We start from the raw sequence: 16,868 nt of genomic DNA, 5'->3' as shown, positions 1-16,868 counted from the left end.
GCTGTTCAACGTGCGCACACCCATCCTCACCACCCTGCTGCTGGCCGCCGCCCTCGGTGGGTGCGCCGGTGCGCCCGCGCCCGACCCCGGACCGCTCACCGTCCAGGTCGTCGGCACCCTGCCGCACGATTCCGCCGCCTTCACCGAAGGCCTCGAGTTCTCCGGCGACACCCTCTACGAGAGCACCGGCCTCGCCGGACGCTCGACGCTCACGGCGGGCCCGGCCGGCGGGCCGCCCCACACGAAAGCCACGCTGCCGTCGCCGCTCTTCGGCGAGGGCGTCACCGTGCTCGGGCCGACGCTCTGGCAGCTCACCTGGCAGGACGGCGTCGCCATCGAACGCGACTCACAAACCCTCGCCGAGCTGCGGCGAGTCCCCTTCCAGGGCGAAGGCTGGGGCCTCTGCCACCAGGCCGACGGGCGGCTCGTGATGAGCGACGGCTCGTCGCGGCTGACTTTCCGCGACCCGAAGACCTTCGCCGTCACCGGGAGCGTTGACGTCGGGTACGACCAGCTGAACGAGCTCGAGTGCGTCGGCGGTGACGTCTACGCAAACGTTTGGCACACCGACACCATCCTGCGGATCGACGCCGCCAGCGGGCACGTCACCGCCACCATCGACGCAGGTCAGCTGCGTGCCCAGGTGAACACCACCGATCCCGAGGCCGTGCTCAACGGGATCGCCGCCGTCCCCGGCACCGATGAATTCCTGCTCACCGGGAAGGAGTGGCCGGTCACGTTCCGGGTGAGGTTCGTCCCGAAGACCCGCTAAAGCACGGATGAGCAGGCGGGACCGACCCCCGGTAAGGCAGGATTGAGACGTGGCACTCTTCGGCTCCCGCTCCGGCTCCGACGGCTCGCGCTCGCAGGGGCGCGGCCGGAAGTCGAAGCGCCGCTGGACGCCGGAGCCGGGTGCGGCGCAGGCCAAGCCCTGGCGGGATGCCGTCGCGCCGTCGCAGCACACCCGCGTCGAGCACCGCAGTGCGCCGCCGCCCACCCGCGTCGAACGGCCCGTCCCGCCGCCGCCCCGGCCCACCCCGCCGCGTGGCGGGTATTACGGCGTGCCGAACGCGAACGAAGCGCCGACCGCCGCCGCGCCGATGGGACACCAGCCGTCGCCCCCGCCGCCGCGCGGGGCCCGGCCCTACCCGCCGCACGACCCGCACCGCACCGAGCCCGTCCGCCGCGAGCCCGGCGGCTTCTACCAGGGCGAACGCAGTCCCGGCAGCGGCGAGTACGAGCACTACGACACCGGCGGCTACGCGGGCGAACCGCGTCCGCCCGAGCCGGAACCGGCGCCGCGGCAGCAGCCCCCGCAGACCCCGGGCGGCACGCCGAAGCTGCCGAAGAAGATCACCGTCACGCGGGTGGCGGCGATGCGCAGCCGCCAGCTGACCGGCCAGGCCGTCGGCGCCTTCCAGCGCGCGACGAAGGCCGACGGCGCCGAGAAGTCCGGCCTCACCTCGCTGACCTACGCCGTGATGCTGAACTACGCCAGCGACGCGGCGATGGCGATCGCGCTGGCCAACACTCTCTTCTTCGCCGCGACCAGCGGCGAGAGCAAGGGCAAGGTGGCGCTCTACCTGCTCATCACGATCGCGCCGTTCGCGCTGGTCGCGCCGGTGATCGGGCCCGCGCTCGACAAGGTGCAGCGCGGTCGGCGGCTCGCGATGTGCGCGTCGTCGATCGGCCAGGGGCTGATGGCCGTCGTGATGGCGCTGCACTTCGACGACTGGCTGCTCTACCCCGCCGCGCTCGGGATGATGGTGCTCTCGAAGTCGTTCACCGTGCTCAAGGCCGCCGTGACGCCACGCGTGCTGCCGTCGGAGATCACGCTCTCCAAGACGAACGCGCGGCTGACCACGTTCGGCCTGGTCGCCGCGGGCGTGTTCGGCGCGCTGGCCAGCGGCGTCAACGCCATCACCGGCTCAGCGGGCGCTCTGTGGTTCACGGCGCTGATCTGCGTCGCCGCCGCCGTGCAGTCGATGCGGATCCCGGCCTGGGTCGAGGCGACCGAGGGCGAGGTGCCGACGTCGCTTTCGGCCCACCCCACCGAGAAGAAACGGCGGCAGCCGCTGGGCCGCCACATCGTCGTCGCGCTGTGGGGCAACGGTTCGGTGCGCGTGCTGACCGGCTTCCTCATGATGTTCGCCGCGTTCGCCGTGAAGGCCCAGACCGAAGGCAGCGGCCAGACGCCGTTCATGCAGCTGCTGCTGCTCGGCGTGATCGGTGCCGCGGCTGGCGCGGGCGGGTTCCTCGGCAACGCGCTGGGCTCGCGGCTGCACTTCGGCACCCCGGACCAGGTGATCGTCGGGTGCGTCGCGGGCTGCGTGCTCGCCGCGCTCGTCGCGACGCTGCTGCCCGGACTGGCCACGGCCGCGATCGTCGGCTTGATCGGCGCGACGGCCAGCGCGCTGGCGAAGATCAGCCTCGACGCCGTCATCCAGGAAGACCTGCCCGAGGAGTCGCGCGCGTCGGCGTTCGGCCGCTCGGAAACCGTGCTGCAGCTGGCCTGGTGCTTCGGCGGAGCGGTCGGCCTGCTGCTGCCGCCGACGTACTGGATCGGCTTCCTGGTGATCACGGTCCTGCTGGCGGTCGGGCTGACCCAGACGTACCTGGTGCGCCGCGGCGGCTCGCTCGTGCCCGGCCTCGGCGGCGACCGGCCGCTGCGGCCCGAGCCGACCGGCAGCTTCCCGGCCCAGGGCCTGCCCGGGGACCCGACGGCCCGCCGGTAGGCTCCGGCGCATGCGACGTTCCCGGGTGGTGGCCCTGCTTGCGGCCGGTGGGTTCGCGGTGGCCGGCTGCTCGGCGCCCGGCCCGGCCGAGGTCACGTTCTACGCCGACGGCCACACGATCCGCACCACGCCGGTGCTCACGTGCGACTACTCGCGCCAGCTCGCGCAGCCGTGCAGCGCGGCGGGCTCGACGGAGACGTTGAAGGTGCGCCCCGGCAAGCCGGTGCAGATCTCGGTGCCCGGCGAGGTCGCCGACGCGCCGTGGCAGATCGTCTACGAGTACGTGACGCCGCAGGGCGAGTACAAGCAGAGCGACCCGATCCCGTTCACGTCGCTGGACCGCTACGCGTACACGGTCACGCCGCCGACGCCCGCCGACCGCATTTCCGCGGTGGACGTGCAGAAGTACACGGCCGTGCTCAACGCGAGCACCGGCGAGTCGGGCCTGCTGCCCAGCGACGTCTGGGGCCTCCGGCTGGAGGCCTGAGCGCCTCTTTAGGGATCGAGGTCCCGGGCGACCGCGCGCATGATCTCGGCGATCTGCTTGGTGTGCTTGCGGTCCGGGTAGCGGTTGCGCCGCAGGTCCGGCTGCACCTTCAGCTCCAGCAGCTTGATCATGTCCTCGATCAGGCCGTGCAGCTCCTCGGCCGGGCGGCGGCGCGCCTCGGCGACGGACGGCGGCGGGTCGAGCAGCCGGACGGAGAGCGCTTGCGGACCGCGGCGGCCGTCGGCGACGCCGAACTCGAGCCGCTGACCGGCTTTGAGCCCCTCGACCCCCTGCGGCAGCGCGGCCTTGCGGATGTAGACGTCGGCGCCACCGTCCTGCGTGACGAACCCGAACCCCTTCTCCGCGTCGTACCACTTGACCTTGCCGGTCGGCACTTCCCTCACCAATCCTTCTGCTGTCCCGCTCACGACGAACGCGCCCGGGGGCGTACCCAGGGCGCGCTGGGTAAAGGGTATCTCGCCACAGGCCCTGGGGAGAAGTCGATACCGGCGGATACCCTCTGCTTCATGACTGAGGCGACGAAGGAGGCCGCCGTGGCCGCCACCGGCAAACCGTTCCTGATGCGCGTCGGCATCGGCTTGTTCGGCATCGGCATGCTCGCCGTGCTCGCGGTGTTCATCATGTTCGCCGCGGGCCTGGAGAACCTGCCGATCTGGCTGTCGGTCGGCGCCGGCGTGATCACCCCGCTCGGGCTGCTGCTGGGCCTGATCGCGCTGGTCCGGGAAGCGCGCGCCAAGAACTAGCCGACGGTCGCGAACGTCTTCTCGAACCAGTCCGGGAACTCCGTCAGCGACTCGAACACCACCTCCGCGCCCTCGCTCAGCAGGAGGGTGCGGTCGCACGGCCCGGTCGTGACGCCGACCGCGATCGCACCGGCGGCCAGCGCGCCCCGGATGTCACCCGCGTGATCTCCGACATACACGCGCGCGTCGTGCGCCAGGAGCGCCTCCGCCTTCTGCGTCGACCACAGCTCGCCGACGACTTCGTCGACCTCCAGGCCGAGCGCGTCGACGTGCAGCTGCGCGTTGGGCCCGTACTTGCCCGTGACGACGAGCGTGCGCCCGCCGGCGGCGTGGACCGCCCGGAGCGACTCGACCGCGCCCGGCAGCGCGACCGTGCTCGGCACGACCACCTCGGGGTACATCGCGCGGAAGCGGTCGACGAGCCCCGGGATGCGCTCCTCCGGCGCTTCGAAGCCGCGCAGGATGTCGTCGAGGGGCGGGCCGAGGTTGGCCGCGAACGCCTCGCCGTCCAGCGGCAGGCCGGATTCGACGCCGAGCGCGTTCATCGCCGCGGCCATGCCCGGCCGCGCGTCGATCAGTGTCATGTCGAGGTCGAACCCCACGGTGATGCCCACGGTCCACACGGTACTGGCCACCACCGACAGATTTACACGTCAGCCGATCATGTACAGCGTCTTGACAGCGGAGTGATCTGTGTCAAGGTGAGGGTGTGACCAGCTTCACCGACCGGACGAAGGCGTCCCTGCGGGAAGCCCTGCTCGACGCCGCCGCCGACCTGCTGCCGGACCGCGGCCACGCCGGGCTGCGGATGGCGGACGTCGCGGCCAGGGCCGGCGTGAGCAGGCAGACGGTCTACAACGAGTTCGGCAACAAGGCGGCGCTGACCCAGGCGGTGGCGCTGCGCACCGCGGCGGAGTTCCTCGACGGGATCCGGCGGCGGTTCGAAACGGCGGACGGGCTGCTGAGCGGCATCCACCACGCCGTCGTCTACACGATCGAGCACGCGCGGGAGAACCGCCTGGTCGCGGCGGCGCTCGGCACCGAAGCGGGCGAGGACCTGCTGCCACTGCTCACGAGCCGTGGCGAACCGATCCTCACCGCGGCCGCGGACCTCGCCGCCGAGCAGTACCGGGAGTTCGAGCCGGGCCTGTCGGCCGAGGCCGCCGCGCTGCTCGCGGAGACGGTGGTGCGGCTTTCGCTGTCGCACCTGGTGCTCCCGACGCACTCGGCGGCGGAGGCGGCCGACGCCGTCACCGCCGTGCTGGCCCCCGCCATCCGCCAATTCGTCCACAATGGAGTGACACGATGACCGACACGCTGCCCGAACTGCGGACCGGCTTTTCCTCGCTGCGCAAGGGCGGGCTGAACTGGGACTCGTTCCCGCTGCGGCTGTTCGTCAAGGGCAACAAGAAGTTCTGGAACCCGGCCGACATCGACTTCAGCCGCGAACGCGAAGGCTGGGACACGCTCAACCCGGAGCAGCAGCGTTCGACGACGTACCTGGTGGCGCAGTTCATCGCGGGCGAAGAGGCGGTGACCGAGGACATCCAGCCGTTCATGCGCGCGATGTCGGCGACCGGCCGGTTCGGCGACGAGATGTACCTGACGCAGTTCTGCTTCGAGGAAGCCAAGCACACGGAGGTGTTCCGGCGCTGGATGGACGCCGTCGGGCTGACCGAGGACCTCCACCCGTACGTCGCCGAGAACCCGCACTACCGCAAGCTGTTCTACGAAGAGCTGCCGCAGTCGCTGCGGGCGCTGGAGGACGATCCCAGTCCCCTCAACCAGATCCGCGCGAGCGTGACGTACAACCACGTGATCGAGGGCAGCCTCGCCCTGACCGGGTACTACTCGTGGCAGCTGATCTGCACCCAGCACGACATCCTGCCGGGCATGCAGGAACTGGTCCGCCGCATCGGCGACGACGAGCGCCGCCACATGGCGTGGGGCACGTTCACGTGCCGCCGTCACGTCGCCGCGGACGACTCGCTGTGGGACGCGGTCCAGCAGCGGATGGGCGAGCTGCTGCCGCACGCGCTCAACATGATCCAGTGGGTGCAGGACCAGTTCGAGGAGCTGCCGTTCGACAACGACCCGCAGGAGATCATCCAGTACGCGGCGGACCGGGCGCAGCGGCGGCTGGGCGCGATCGAGTCGGCGCGCGGGATGCCGGTGGAGCAGATCGACCTGGACTACTCGCCGGAGCACCTGGAGGAGACGTTCGGCGAGGAAGACGCGAAGGCGATCGCGGAAGCGGCCGCAGCGGTCGGCTGAGGAATGCCATGAAGGGCACCTTCATGGCATTTGACGCCATGAAGGTGCCCCTCGCTGGTCAGGGGGCGATCGCGTCCAGCGTGCCGCTCAGGACACCCTCGCCGGGGATGTCGGCGTGGGTGTCGCTCGTGGCTGACGTGTCCTGCGTGGCCACGCCGTCCTCCGTGGCGCTGGCCGCCTGCTGGCGGTATTGGGTGTCGCCGTGCTGGTCGGCCGTCGCGGTGGTGCCGCTGACGGCCGCGCCGTCCGGGGTCGCGGCCGTGGACACCTCGTGGAAGCCACTCCCGCCGTCGTGCGTGCCGGTTCGCACCGAGTGCGTCGCTGCGCCGTCCGGGCCCGCCTGGACCTCGGTGCTGCCGAAGCTGTCCGCCGAAGCGATCCCGGCGGCGCCCAGCGTCAGCGGCAGCGCCAGTGCCCCGGCGGCCATGGCGCGGCGGATCGTACGCATGAAACATCCCCTTTTTGGTCGACTGCATGGGGTTTCCGGTCCGGGACGCTCTCACCGTCCCGGAGCCCGGTTGCCCCGGCGTCGCGGGGATCATGCGTGGGGATCGCTGTGGTCCACCCCACCGCCGGACGTTCAGGCGTGTTTCGCGGCGGCGGCCTTCTCGAGGCCGAGGAGGCTGATGGACTTCTCGCGCATCTCGACCTTGCGGACCTTCCCGGTCACCGTCATCGGGAACTCCTCGACCACGTGCACGTAGCGGGGGATCTTGTAGCGGGCCAGCTTGCCCTCGCAGAACTCCCGCACCGCCTCCGCCGTCAACGGCGCCGCACCCTCACGCATCCGGACCCAGGCCATCAACTCCTCGCCGTACTTCTCATCCGGCACCCCGATCACCTGCGCGTCCAGAATGTCCGGATGGGTGTAGAGGAACTCCTCGATCTCCCGCGGATACAGATTCTCCCCACCCCGGATCACCATGTCCTTGATCCGCCCCGTGATGTTGAGGTACCCGTCGCCGTCCATGACGGCCAGATCCCCGGTGTGCATCCAGCGGGCGGCGTCGATCGCCTCCGCGGTCTTGTCCGGCTGCTCCCAATACCCCAGCATCACGGAGTATCCCCGCGTGCACAGCTCCCCCGGCTCCCCACGCGGCACCGTCAACCCCGTCTCCGGATCGACGACCTTGACCTCCAGATGCGGCCCGACCCGCCCCACCGTCGACACCCGCCGCTCGATCGAATCATCCGCCCGCGTCTGCGTCGACACCGGCGACGTCTCCGTCATCCCGTAACAAATGGACACCTCGGCCATGCCCATCCGGTCGATGACCTGCTTCATCACCTCCACCGGACACGGCGACCCCGCCATGATCCCCGTCCGCAACGACGACAACTCAAAGCTGGCGAAGTCCGGGTGGTTCAGCTCCGCGATGAACATCGTCGGCACGCCGTAGAGCGACGTGCACTGCTCCGCCGACACCGCTTCGAGGGTCGCGCGGGGGTCGAACGCCGGGGCCGGGATCACCATGCACGACCCGTGACTCGTGCACGCCAGATTCCCCATCACCATCCCGAAACAGTGATAAAACGGCACCGGGATGCACACCTTGTCGTACTCGGTGTAGCCACACAGCTCGCCGACGAAAAACCCGTTGTTCAAAATGTTGTGATGCGACAGCGTCGCACCCTTCGGGAAGCCTGTGGTCCCGGAGGTGTATTGGATGTTGATCGGGTCATCGGCCGACAACCCGGCCTGCAGGTGCGCCAGCCGCGCCGGGTCGCCCTGCCATCCGGCGTCCATCAAGGACTGCCAGTCCTCCCCGCCCAGAATCACGACATGTTCGAGGGCGGCGCATTTGTCGCGGACCTCCTCGACCATCGCGGGATAGTCGGACGTCTTGAACGCATCCGAGGCCACCAGCAACCGGATCCCGGCCTGATTCAGCACATACTCCAGCTCATGCGACCGATAGGCGGGGTTGATGTTCACCAGGATCGCGCCGATCTTCGCCGTCGCGTACTGCAGGAACGTCCACTCCGCCCGGTTCGGCGACCAGATCCCCACCCGGTCACCCTTGCCGATCCCCCGCGCCACCAACCCCAACGCCAGCGCGTTCACCTCCGCCGCCAGCTCGCGGTACGTCCACCGGCGGCCTGTGGTGTGTTCGACGAGCGCGTCCCGTTCCGGGAAGGCGGCGACCGTGCGGTCGAAGTTGTCGCCGATCGTGTCCCCGAGCAGCGGAACCTCGGAAACCCCCGAGGCGTAACTCGGCAAGGCGGGCGCGTCAGGCATGGTGCCTCCTGAAGTCGACGATGACTGCCGCCGAGTCTAGGAGTGGCAGGATGCTCTCGCGAGGGAACGACTGGGAGGGACCCGATGCGAAGAATCCTGGCTCTGCTGTCCGCGACCCTGCTGCTCGTGCTGGCGGTCGCCGCCCCGGCGTCGGCGGCGACGCGGGTGATCGTGCTCCCCGGCGCCACGTCCGCCGAAGGGATCACCCCGGCCGGCGGCGGCAGCTACTACACCGGCGACCTCGTCGCCGGGACGATCTTCCGCGAGGACCTCAAGCGCGGCACCGCCGAGCGCTTCATCGAGGCCCCGCGCGGGGCGATGGCGGCCGGGGTGGACCTGGACCGGCGCCACGACCTGCTGTTCGTCGCGGGCGGCAACGGCGGCAAGGCCTACGTCTACAACGTGCGCACCAAGGCGAAGGTCGCGGACTTCACCGTCGGCGACCCGGAGACGTCCTACGTCAACGACGTCGTGGTGACGCCGTACGGCGCCTGGTTCACCGACTCCTACCACCCGCAGCTGTTCTTCGTGCCGGTTTTCGCCGGTGTGCTCGGCACCCCGCGCACGCTGCCGCTGAGCGGCCCGGGCGCGGGCGGCTCCCCCGGGGACTTCTTCCTGAACGACATCATCGCCACACCGGCGGGTGACACCCTGCTCGTGGCCGCCACGACGCCCGGCAAGGTGTACAAGATCAACCCGGTCACCGGCGTCAGCGCGGAGATCGCGGGGGTCAACGCGCCCAGCGTCGTCAGCCTCGTGCTCGAAGGACGGCGGCTCTGGGCGGTCCAGCTCGACGACACGATCAGCCGCTGGCGCCTCGACGGCGGCCTGAGCCACGGCACGGCTGACGGCACGATCACCGACCCGCTGTTCGACCAGCCCGTCTCGGCGGCGAAGGTCGGCGGCAAGCTCGCCGTCGTCAACTCCCACATCTTCAGCGGTTACCCGCCCACCAGCCCGACCTACGAGGTCCTCGTCGTGGACGCGTGAGCGGCCGCGCGCTGGTAGGGTCCGGACCGACTTCCAGGGGGCGATCGATGGCAGGCCAGGGGTTTCGCGACGAGCTGACCCAGCTGCTGCAGGCGCGCTACCCGCTGCTGGTCGTCGAGACGCACGAGGAGCAGCGGGTCCTGCGCGAGATCCGCGCGGTCGCGGAGGACCAGCAGCGGCTGCGCACGCCGCGCCGCGTCTACGTGTGGTCGTCGACCACCGGCCTGGCCCCCGCGGGTGGCCCGCCCATCAACGAAACCCGCGCCGCGGCCGCCGCGCTCGAGCGCGTCTACAGCTGGGGCGAGCCCGCCGTGTTCGTCTTCGTCGACCTGCACCCGTCGCTGGTCTCCGAAGGCGGGCACCGGCCGGACCCCGACGTCGTCCGGCGGCTGCGGGAGCTCGCCGCCGCGTTCAAGACGCGTCCGGTGCCGCTCAGCCTGATCCTCGTTTCGCCGTCGCTGCCCGTGCCGCCGGAGCTGGAGCACGACGCCACCGTCGTCGACTTCCCGCTGCCCGACCAGCGCCAGATCGGCGAGCTGCTGGACAGCATGGTCGCCGCGCACCGGCAGAACGTCCGGATCAGCATCGACCGCGACGACCGGGACATGATCGTCGCGGCCGCGCGCGGGCTGACGTTGCCGGAGGCCGAAAACGCGTTCGCCAGGGCGCTCGTCGAGGGCGGCGGGCTGGATCCGAGCGACCTGGAGCTGATCCTCGCCGAGAAGCGCCAGGCCGTGCGCCGGTCCGGGATGCTCGACATCGTTCCCGCGGAGACGAGCTTCGACGCCGTCGGCGGCCTGGACCGGCTCAAGCGCTGGCTCACCAAGCGCACCGGCACGTGGACACCCGCGGCGTCGGCGTACAACCTCGCGGCGCCGAAGGGCCTGCTGCTCACCGGCGTGCCCGGCTGCGGCAAGAGCCTGTCCGCGGTGTGCGTCGCGAACATGTGGCGGCTGCCGCTGCTGCGGCTGGACCTCGGGCGCGTCTTCGCCGGGCTGGTCGGGTCCAGCGAGAAGAACATCCGCACGGTCATCCGCACCGCGGAGGGCATCGCGCCGTGCGTGCTGTGGGTCGACGAGATCGAGAAGGGCCTCGCGGGCGCGGGCGGCGGCGGTGACGGCGGCACCGCGCGGCGCGTGTTCGGCACGTTCCTCTCGTGGATGCAGGAGAAGACGGCGCCGGTGTTCGTGATGGCCACCGCGAACCAGGTCGACTCCCTGCCGCCGGAGTTCCTGCGCAAGGGCCGGTTCGACGAGATCTTCTTCGTCGACCTGCCCTCGGCGCCGGAGCGCGCCGCGATCTGGCGGATCCACCTGGCCAAGCGCGTCACCGACGCGTTCGTGGCCAGCGAGCTGCGGATGGACGACGCGCTGTTCGCCGAGCTGGCCGACGTCAGCGCGGGCTACAGCGGCGCCGAAATCGAGCAGGCGGTGCTGTCCGGCCTGGTGGACGCGTTCGCCGAGAAGCGGCCGCTGCGCCGGGACGACCTGGTGCGCGCGGTGAAGTCGACCGTGCCGCTGTCGGTCACCCAGGCCGACGAAATCCTGGCGATCCGCAACTGGGCGGAGACGCGGGCCGTCGCGGCGACGGACACCACCGGCGACGTCGTCGAGGCCCCGGCACCCGTCGCGCCGCCGCCCCCGTCGGCACCGAGTGGGAGGACGATCGACGTATGACGCACCGGGTGACCGTGACCATCGCCAAGGACGGCTCGATCAGCGCCGAAACGCACGGCGTGACCGGGTCGAAGTGCCTCGACTACATCCCGCTGCTGGAGGACCTGCTCGGCGCGGAGACGGTGTCGTCGGAGTTCACCGAGGACTACCGGCGGACGTCGGCTTCGGTCGAGAACACGGCGTCACAGCAGCAGTCGCAATGGAACTCCTGAACCTCCACCGGATCGTCGACGTCACCGCGGCGGAGGGCCCCGGGCTGCGGTGTGCGGTGTGGACGCAGGGGTGCTCGGTCCGCTGCCCCGGCTGTTTCAACCCGCAGACGTGGACGACGCGCGGCGGGACTGCGATGGCGTGGCCGGACCTGGTTTCGCGGGTCTTGGCGATCGAGGGCATCGAAGGCGTCACGCTGCTCGGCGGGGAGCCATTCGACCAGGCGGCGCCGCTGGGCGAGTTCGCCGCGGCCGTGCGCGCCGAAGGGCTTTCGGTGATGACGTTCACCGGGTTCCGGCGCGAGGAGCTGCCGCCGTCGAAGCTGCTGGAGTCGACGGATCTGCTGGTGGACGGGCCGTTCCTCGTCGACCAGCCGGAGCCTTCGCGACCGTGGGTCGGGTCGGCGAACCAGCGGTTCCACTTCCTGACCGACCGCTACGACGAGTCGATCTTCACCACCCCGAACCGCCTCGAGCTGCGGATCGCCCCGGACGGCGCGATCGAGCTGAACGGGTTCGCCACCACCGAAGTACTCGAAGCGCTGCTCGAAGGGGAACGTCGATGAGTGTCACGCTCAAGCTCCGCAGTGAGGCGCTGGCCCAGCTCGACGCGGCGACGATCGCCGCGCACTCGCAGGCCGGCGTCGTCACGGTCCGGACGCGGATGCGCCACCGCGACCTGCTGGCCCGCGCGCTCACCGGGCTGCGGGCGCAGGTGACCGATGACGGCAACTCCGTCGTCGCGGCGTGGGAAGGCCGCCGGATCACGTTCGTCTACGGCCCGGACGGGGTGCAGCTGGCGCACGTCGACGGGCCCGGCCTGGCCGAGGCCGAGGCGTCGCGCCTCGTGCTGTCGGTCGACGAGGCGTACGCGGCCGAAGTGCAGCGGTCGGTGCTGGCCCGGCTCAAGGAGCGGGCGGCGCGCACCGGGATGGTCGTCGAATCCGAGCGGGTCAACGCCGACCAGTCGATCAGCGTCACGCTGGCCGCCACGTCGTGACCGAGGTCAGGGTCGGGCTGATCGAGTTCGGCAAGGCGCTCAACGACTCGGTCACCCTCCCCGGCCTCGGCGAGCTGCCGGGCGGGCAGGTCAGCGCGGGGCGCGCGGTCCGCGGCGCCCGCGCGCGGCTCCGGCGCGGCGACCGCGTCCTCGCGGACAACCTGCGCCTCGGGATCATGGTGCGGAAGAAGTTCTTCTCGAGCGACGTCGAAGCGGTGACGGACGCGGGGTTCCTGAAGGACGTGTTCGTCGTGGTCGGGCGGCGCGACCTGGGCAACGGCGACGCGCTGGAGCTGTACACGGACGACGCCGTGGGGCCGGACCTGAGCCGCCAGGACGGCGTGGCCGTGGTGCAGGCACCGGGGTACGACCAGCTGACCGGGTTCCACGTGCAGGTGCGGCAGCAGAGTGGAGTGCTGCGTTTCGGAGCGCTGGTGGCGTTGGCGCGCGGCGGTCGTCCGGTCGGCGAACCGATGCGGGTGCTGGGGTTGTTCGGGCCGGGGCCGCTCGAGGAGCTGCCCGCCGGGCAGCCGGGCACGGTGTTGCTGGGCTTCCAGTGCGACGTGCCACCGATGGCCGGCGACGCGCTGACGGCGTTCCACGAGCGTTCTCCGGATCACCTGGAGCGGCGCGAGGGCGTGGCGGTGGTGCACGGCGTGACCGACCTGGGCAACGGGTCGGTGGTGGGTGCGGTGGAGGTGCCGGAGGGGCAGAGCGCGGCGTTCACGGTGGGCGGACGCGCGCGGGTGCTGCGTCCGGTGGGGACGACGTTCAACGAGCGGAGCACGGTGGTGGCCCCGGACGTGCGGATCCTGTCGCTGGCGCGCGACGGGGTGGCGGTGCGGACGAGCGCGGGCAACCGGGTGTTCACGATCGGGCTGCCGTTCCGCGACCTGAAACAGAACGACACGATCGAGGCGTACACCCCGGTCGACGTGGCGCCGTTGGCCCCACCGCCCGCCGCGCCCGCGCCTTTGGTGGACGTCAACTTCGCTTCGGGGCCGGAGCTGGCTCGTCTGGTATCACCCGAGCAGGTGGCGAAGGCGCTGGAGGTGCGGCAGCGGCAAGGCGGGTTCGCGGACGTGGAGGCGTTCGGGGTGGCGATCGGCCTGCAACCGCACGAGATAGTGCGGCTGCGCGGAAAGGCGACGGCGAGCCGGGTCCCGTTGCGCGAGACGGGCGTGCGGCAGCTCGACATCTGAGCGCGCGGTGGCGGGTCCGCTACGCTCGGGGACGTGCCGGAGGAATTCTCACTGGACCTGGCGGAGGTCGACACGGCGGTCCGGCGTACCGGGCTCCCGGCGAACTGGCACCCCTTCGAGATCCGCAGCCCCGGCCGGACATTGGACGAGCACGACCGCATCGCGGCGGAGTCGTGGGAGTCGATGCGAGCGCGCGGCCTGGCGGGGCCGGACAAGCTGGACATCGAGGTCGAGCAGACACTCAGGGCGTGGACGCAGCCGGACGTGCTGATCATCGTCCGAGCGGCGGAGGGCGACCGCCAGGTGTTCTACCGAGCGGCGATCGGCCACGGGCTGGGGGTGTTCTCGGAGCTGTCGGGCTCGCGGATCCTGTTCGCCCAAACCCGTCCCGACCGCCTGGTCGACCTGGTGGTGGGGATGCTCCCGGCGTACCGCGCGGTGCCGTTGTCGGAGCTGACGTTCGTCGCGCCCGGCTCCCCGGCGGACGTCGAGGCGGCGGCCGAGTTCTCGCGGTGGCCGTTGCACCGGTATGGGACGTTCGAGCTGTCAGTGCGCGGGGGGTCGCTGCAACCGGTCGGAACCGCCACTTTCGTGGACAACGAGGGCGGGCGGTTTTTGATGTTCAACGAGGCATTGCCGGGTGGCGAGCGGCGGGTGCGATTCATCCCATCGGATGGTTCTCACCTGCGGAGCTGGCTCCACGCCCGTGGCCGGAACCACTGACACCGGTCGTTCGTCACTAGTACAGTGCGAGGGGACCACGCAGGGTGGTGCCGAGACGACTGGGAGGGCGTCATGGGCGGATCGCAGTTCGGCGCGCCGGGGTCGTTCACACCCCCACCCGCGGCCGGTGACGCCGGGGCGAACTTCATCTCGGGGCTGCTCGAGGGCCCGGTGGACAGCAAGGCCGCCCAGCAGGTCAGCACCGGCGGGAGCAACCTGAAGTCCCTCGCCGAGAACGGCCAGTTCGCGGTGAACGAGGCGGGCTTCCAGGCGTACATCAAAGCCTGCGACTTCTTCATCGACGGCTACGACAAGATGCTCCGCGAAGTCGAGATCCTCGCCGACGCCGCTCGCATGGGAGGCAGCCGCTACGCGGAAAAAGTTGCTCAGTTCAACGCGACGACGATCAACGGTGACCCGGAAGCCTTGATCCCGAACCTCCTCCTCATGAAGCAGGGGGTCGAAGACGCGCGTGAGGCCATGGTCATCGCGCGGAAGAACTACCGCGAGACAGAGAACGCCCACACGGTGGCATTCACCGAACTGAACAAGAATCTGCAGGATCAGTGACCTCTTCACGCTTTCCGGCCATTCTGACCGCCATCGCCGGTGTGGTGTTGGTCGTATCCGCCTGCACCAGCGAGGTAGGCGGTCAAGCCAACCCGAGTTCGACCGACAGCACCGCCAGTACACCGGGCACGACCGCTCCGGCCGGTGATCCCAACAACCCCTTCGCCTCGCTGAAGCCCTGCACGGTCCTCGACCAAGCGCTCACCGGTGAAGGGTTTCCAGCCGCGGCTCCCACCGCCGCCGACGCGAAGGAAAGCTGCGCCACCACAAAACCGCGCTCCGGCGACGTCAATCCCGTGGATGTCGCTCTCTCGCTGCAAACCGGCCGGGGCTACAAGAACAACGTGAGCAACCCGAGCCAGGCGAGTGAGGGAAACGTGAACGACCGCGCGGCGGTCGAGGTCCGTGAGCCTCGCCAGTCGCCCGGGCAGTGCGGCATCTGGCTGGAGGTCAAGCCGATGTCGCGCGCGTTCGTCCTCGTGACTTCGGGATCGGACACGAACAACGCCTGCAAGCTCGTCGAAGGATTCGCAGCGAAGATCGAGCCCATGCTGCCGAAGACCAACTGATACGGAGTCCAGCCATGAGTCAGCCGCACCGGGCGCAGCACCGCCAGTCCGAGGGTGACTACTACGCGGAAACCGCCCAGAAGCTCCACGGTCACGGTGCCGATGCGGAGCGGCTCACCCAAAAGGCCGCATCCGACTATTCAGTTGCTCAAGGAAAGCTCCTGCAGGAAGGGCAAACCCTGCGGACGGGCGCACCCGAGCCCGACGAGAACTACGCCAACCAAACGCACGAAGCCCTGTACGACATGGTCCACCAGAACCTGGACCTCGAGGATCTGAACGATCGCAGCAGGGTGGCGAACATCTACGGCAACTGGCTCGCCGACGCGTCGAACCAATTCCGCGACGCGGCCACCGCGGCGGGTGGCTCGTGGCAGGGGCCGGCGGCTGACCAGGCCAACACGTTCTTCCAAAGCACCGCCGGGCACACCGAAACGACCGGCAATGCCATGCAATTGGCGTCCAATCACTACTCGCAGCAGTCGGCCGCTGCCCATTACGCCAAGACCAACATGCCCGAGCCCACCGGCTTCAACCAGCAAGCCGAGATGGACAAGGCTCGTCAGCAGTACGAGTCCGGCAACCTCATCGGCATGAGCACGACCATGGCCGACATCCAGGCCAAGCAGCAACAAGCCGACGCGGCTCACCAGCAAGCCGTCCAGGTCCTGCAAGGTCTCGACAGCACCTACCACGAGACCGCCAGCACCCAGCCCACCTACGCGCCGCCACCCCAACTCGGGCAAGGGGATTCCACCTCCGTCTCCGGCTTCCACGGCACCGGAACCACCGGCGGGACCGGCTTCACCGGCACCCCGAACATCGGCGGCACCGGTCCCGGCGGCACAACCGGCACGTACGTCCCCGGCGGAGGCGGCGTAAACCCGCCCGGAACAACGCCCCCGTCCTACGTCCAGCCAGGAGTCACGAGCGGCACGGGCGGCATCAACAACTTCCCCGGCAACACGAACTTCCGCGGCGCCCCAGCAGCAGCCAACTTCCCCCGCATGACCCCGGACGGCCTGGCCATGACGGGCACCCCAGGCAGCACATCAGCAGGCGGCGACATAACGCGCAGCAAGTCCGGCGTAGGACGCGCGGGGAGCGGCTTCGCGGGCTCCCGCGTATCCGGCGGCGGCTACACGGGAGGCCCGAAGGAAGGCCCGGAAGGCGGAGCCAAAACCGGCGGAAAAGCGGCCGGAGAACGCCTGGAACGCGGAGCCACAGCAGCCGCAGCAGCCAAGGGCAAAGCCGGAGCACCCGGCGCAGCAGGCGCCGCCGGAGCTGGCAAAAAGAAGGAAGACGACAAAGAGCACAAGAACAAGTACGCCGTCGAGGAGGACGTCTTCGACCTCAAGCCGGAACGTGGGCCGGACGGGGAAAAGATCGTCAAGCCCACCATCGGGGAGTCCTAAGGGGAAACCCCTAAA

The 16,868-nt window shown here is 70.2% G+C and carries 20 protein-coding genes; 16 read left to right on the top strand and 4 right to left on the bottom strand.

Going from position 1 to position 16,868, the window contains the following annotated elements:
- Positions 1–10: 10 nt before the first annotated feature.
- The 3 genes from QP939_RS18500 to QP939_RS18490 are packed head-to-tail and all read left to right on the top strand — an operon-like array spanning position 11 to position 3,222.
- Complete coding sequence (locus QP939_RS18500) at positions 11–772, top strand: glutaminyl-peptide cyclotransferase (protein WP_285458029.1); 762 nt, start codon at positions 11–13, stop codon at positions 770–772.
- Between the two features lie 49 nt (positions 773–821).
- The gene (locus QP939_RS18495; protein WP_285458028.1) at positions 822–2,735 is read left to right on the top strand and encodes an MFS transporter; all 1,914 of its coding nucleotides are present in this window, start codon (positions 822–824) and stop codon (positions 2,733–2,735) included.
- A 10-nt stretch (positions 2,736–2,745) separates the two neighbouring features.
- Entirely contained in the window at positions 2,746–3,222 is a 477-nt protein-coding gene (locus QP939_RS18490; RefSeq protein ID WP_285458027.1) for a DUF2771 family protein, read from the top strand.
- A gap of 8 nt (positions 3,223–3,230) precedes the next feature.
- Here QP939_RS18490 and QP939_RS18485 read toward each other — a convergent pair whose 3' ends face one another.
- Positions 3,231–3,617 carry a cold-shock protein gene (locus tag QP939_RS18485; protein ID WP_007033367.1) on the bottom strand — a complete coding sequence of 129 codons (387 nt, stop codon included), beginning with the start codon at positions 3,615–3,617 and terminating at the stop codon, positions 3,231–3,233.
- A gap of 132 nt (positions 3,618–3,749) precedes the next feature.
- Between QP939_RS18485 and QP939_RS18480 the strand changes: the two genes are divergently transcribed.
- The gene (locus tag QP939_RS18480) at positions 3,750–3,986 is read left to right on the top strand and encodes a hypothetical protein (protein ID WP_285458026.1); all 237 of its coding nucleotides are present in this window, start codon (positions 3,750–3,752) and stop codon (positions 3,984–3,986) included.
- Here the strand turns inward: QP939_RS18480 and QP939_RS18475 are convergent.
- On the bottom strand, positions 3,983–4,600 hold the full coding sequence (locus QP939_RS18475) for an HAD family hydrolase (RefSeq protein WP_285458025.1): 618 nt from the start codon (positions 4,598–4,600) through the stop codon (positions 3,983–3,985). The two genes, QP939_RS18480 and QP939_RS18475, sit on opposite strands and share 4 nt — an antisense overlap.
- A gap of 95 nt (positions 4,601–4,695) precedes the next feature.
- Here QP939_RS18475 and QP939_RS18470 point away from each other — a divergent pair, with 95 nt between their 5' ends.
- Together QP939_RS18470 and QP939_RS18465 are read left to right on the top strand one after the other, a co-directional pair.
- Positions 4,696–5,295, top strand: a complete 600-nt coding sequence (locus QP939_RS18470; protein ID WP_285458024.1) for a TetR/AcrR family transcriptional regulator — start codon at positions 4,696–4,698, stop codon at positions 5,293–5,295.
- Positions 5,292–6,260 (top strand): R2-like ligand-binding oxidase, encoded by a 969-nt coding sequence (locus QP939_RS18465; protein ID WP_285458023.1) that lies wholly within the window; start codon positions 5,292–5,294, stop codon positions 6,258–6,260. Before QP939_RS18470 ends, QP939_RS18465 begins: the two co-directional genes overlap by 4 nt.
- A 58-nt stretch (positions 6,261–6,318) precedes the next feature.
- On the opposite strand, the gene QP939_RS18460 is transcribed toward QP939_RS18465, so the two are convergent.
- Together QP939_RS18460 and QP939_RS18455 are read right to left on the bottom strand one after the other, a co-directional pair.
- Positions 6,319–6,708 carry a hypothetical protein gene (locus QP939_RS18460; RefSeq protein WP_285458022.1) on the bottom strand — a complete coding sequence of 130 codons (390 nt, stop codon included), beginning with the start codon at positions 6,706–6,708 and terminating at the stop codon, positions 6,319–6,321.
- Positions 6,709–6,840: 132 nt separating this feature from the next.
- On the bottom strand, positions 6,841–8,499 hold the full coding sequence (locus QP939_RS18455; protein ID WP_285458021.1) for an AMP-binding protein: 1,659 nt from the start codon (positions 8,497–8,499) through the stop codon (positions 6,841–6,843).
- An 84-nt stretch (positions 8,500–8,583) separates the two neighbouring features.
- Here QP939_RS18455 and QP939_RS18450 point away from each other — a divergent pair, with 84 nt between their 5' ends.
- From QP939_RS18450 to QP939_RS18405, 10 genes are all read left to right on the top strand, one after another.
- Positions 8,584–9,489 (top strand): SMP-30/gluconolactonase/LRE family protein, encoded by a 906-nt coding sequence (locus QP939_RS18450; RefSeq protein ID WP_285458020.1) that lies wholly within the window; start codon positions 8,584–8,586, stop codon positions 9,487–9,489.
- 47 nt (positions 9,490–9,536) lie between these two features.
- Positions 9,537–11,165, top strand: a complete 1,629-nt coding sequence (locus QP939_RS18445; protein WP_285458019.1) for an AAA family ATPase — start codon at positions 9,537–9,539, stop codon at positions 11,163–11,165.
- Positions 11,162–11,377: a DUF2997 domain-containing protein gene (locus QP939_RS18440; RefSeq protein ID WP_285458018.1), complete on the top strand. Its 216-nt coding sequence runs from the start codon at positions 11,162–11,164 to the stop codon at positions 11,375–11,377. Before QP939_RS18445 ends, QP939_RS18440 begins: the two co-directional genes overlap by 4 nt.
- Complete coding sequence (locus tag QP939_RS18435; protein WP_285458017.1) at positions 11,365–11,940, top strand: 4Fe-4S single cluster domain-containing protein; 576 nt, start codon at positions 11,365–11,367, stop codon at positions 11,938–11,940. The genes QP939_RS18440 and QP939_RS18435 overlap by 13 nt, the downstream gene beginning before the upstream one ends.
- Complete coding sequence (locus QP939_RS18430) at positions 11,937–12,374, top strand: hypothetical protein (RefSeq protein WP_285458016.1); 438 nt, start codon at positions 11,937–11,939, stop codon at positions 12,372–12,374. The genes QP939_RS18435 and QP939_RS18430 overlap by 4 nt, the downstream gene beginning before the upstream one ends.
- Complete coding sequence (locus QP939_RS18425) at positions 12,371–13,576, top strand: hypothetical protein (protein ID WP_285458015.1); 1,206 nt, start codon at positions 12,371–12,373, stop codon at positions 13,574–13,576. The genes QP939_RS18430 and QP939_RS18425 overlap by 4 nt, the downstream gene beginning before the upstream one ends.
- Before the next feature lie 33 nt (positions 13,577–13,609).
- Positions 13,610–14,299: an ESX secretion-associated protein EspG gene (locus QP939_RS18420; protein ID WP_285458014.1), complete on the top strand. Its 690-nt coding sequence runs from the start codon at positions 13,610–13,612 to the stop codon at positions 14,297–14,299.
- Positions 14,300–14,470: 171 nt separating this feature from the next.
- On the top strand, positions 14,471–14,869 hold the full coding sequence (locus QP939_RS18415) for a hypothetical protein (protein WP_285458013.1): 399 nt from the start codon (positions 14,471–14,473) through the stop codon (positions 14,867–14,869).
- Positions 14,866–15,438: a DUF3558 family protein gene (locus QP939_RS18410; protein WP_285458012.1), complete on the top strand. Its 573-nt coding sequence runs from the start codon at positions 14,866–14,868 to the stop codon at positions 15,436–15,438. The genes QP939_RS18415 and QP939_RS18410 overlap by 4 nt, the downstream gene beginning before the upstream one ends.
- A gap of 14 nt (positions 15,439–15,452) precedes the next feature.
- Positions 15,453–16,853, top strand: coding sequence for a hypothetical protein (locus QP939_RS18405; RefSeq protein WP_285458010.1), 1,401 nt, complete (start codon positions 15,453–15,455; stop codon positions 16,851–16,853).
- The last annotated feature ends 15 nt before the right edge of the window (positions 16,854–16,868 follow it).

Origin of the sequence: Amycolatopsis nalaikhensis (assembly GCF_030264295.1) — a bacterium.
GTDB classification, from domain to species: domain Bacteria; phylum Actinomycetota; class Actinomycetes; order Mycobacteriales; family Pseudonocardiaceae; genus Amycolatopsis; species Amycolatopsis nalaikhensis.
Note: the sequence above shows the minus strand (reverse complement) of the source record. Positions and strands in the feature narration are given on the sequence as shown.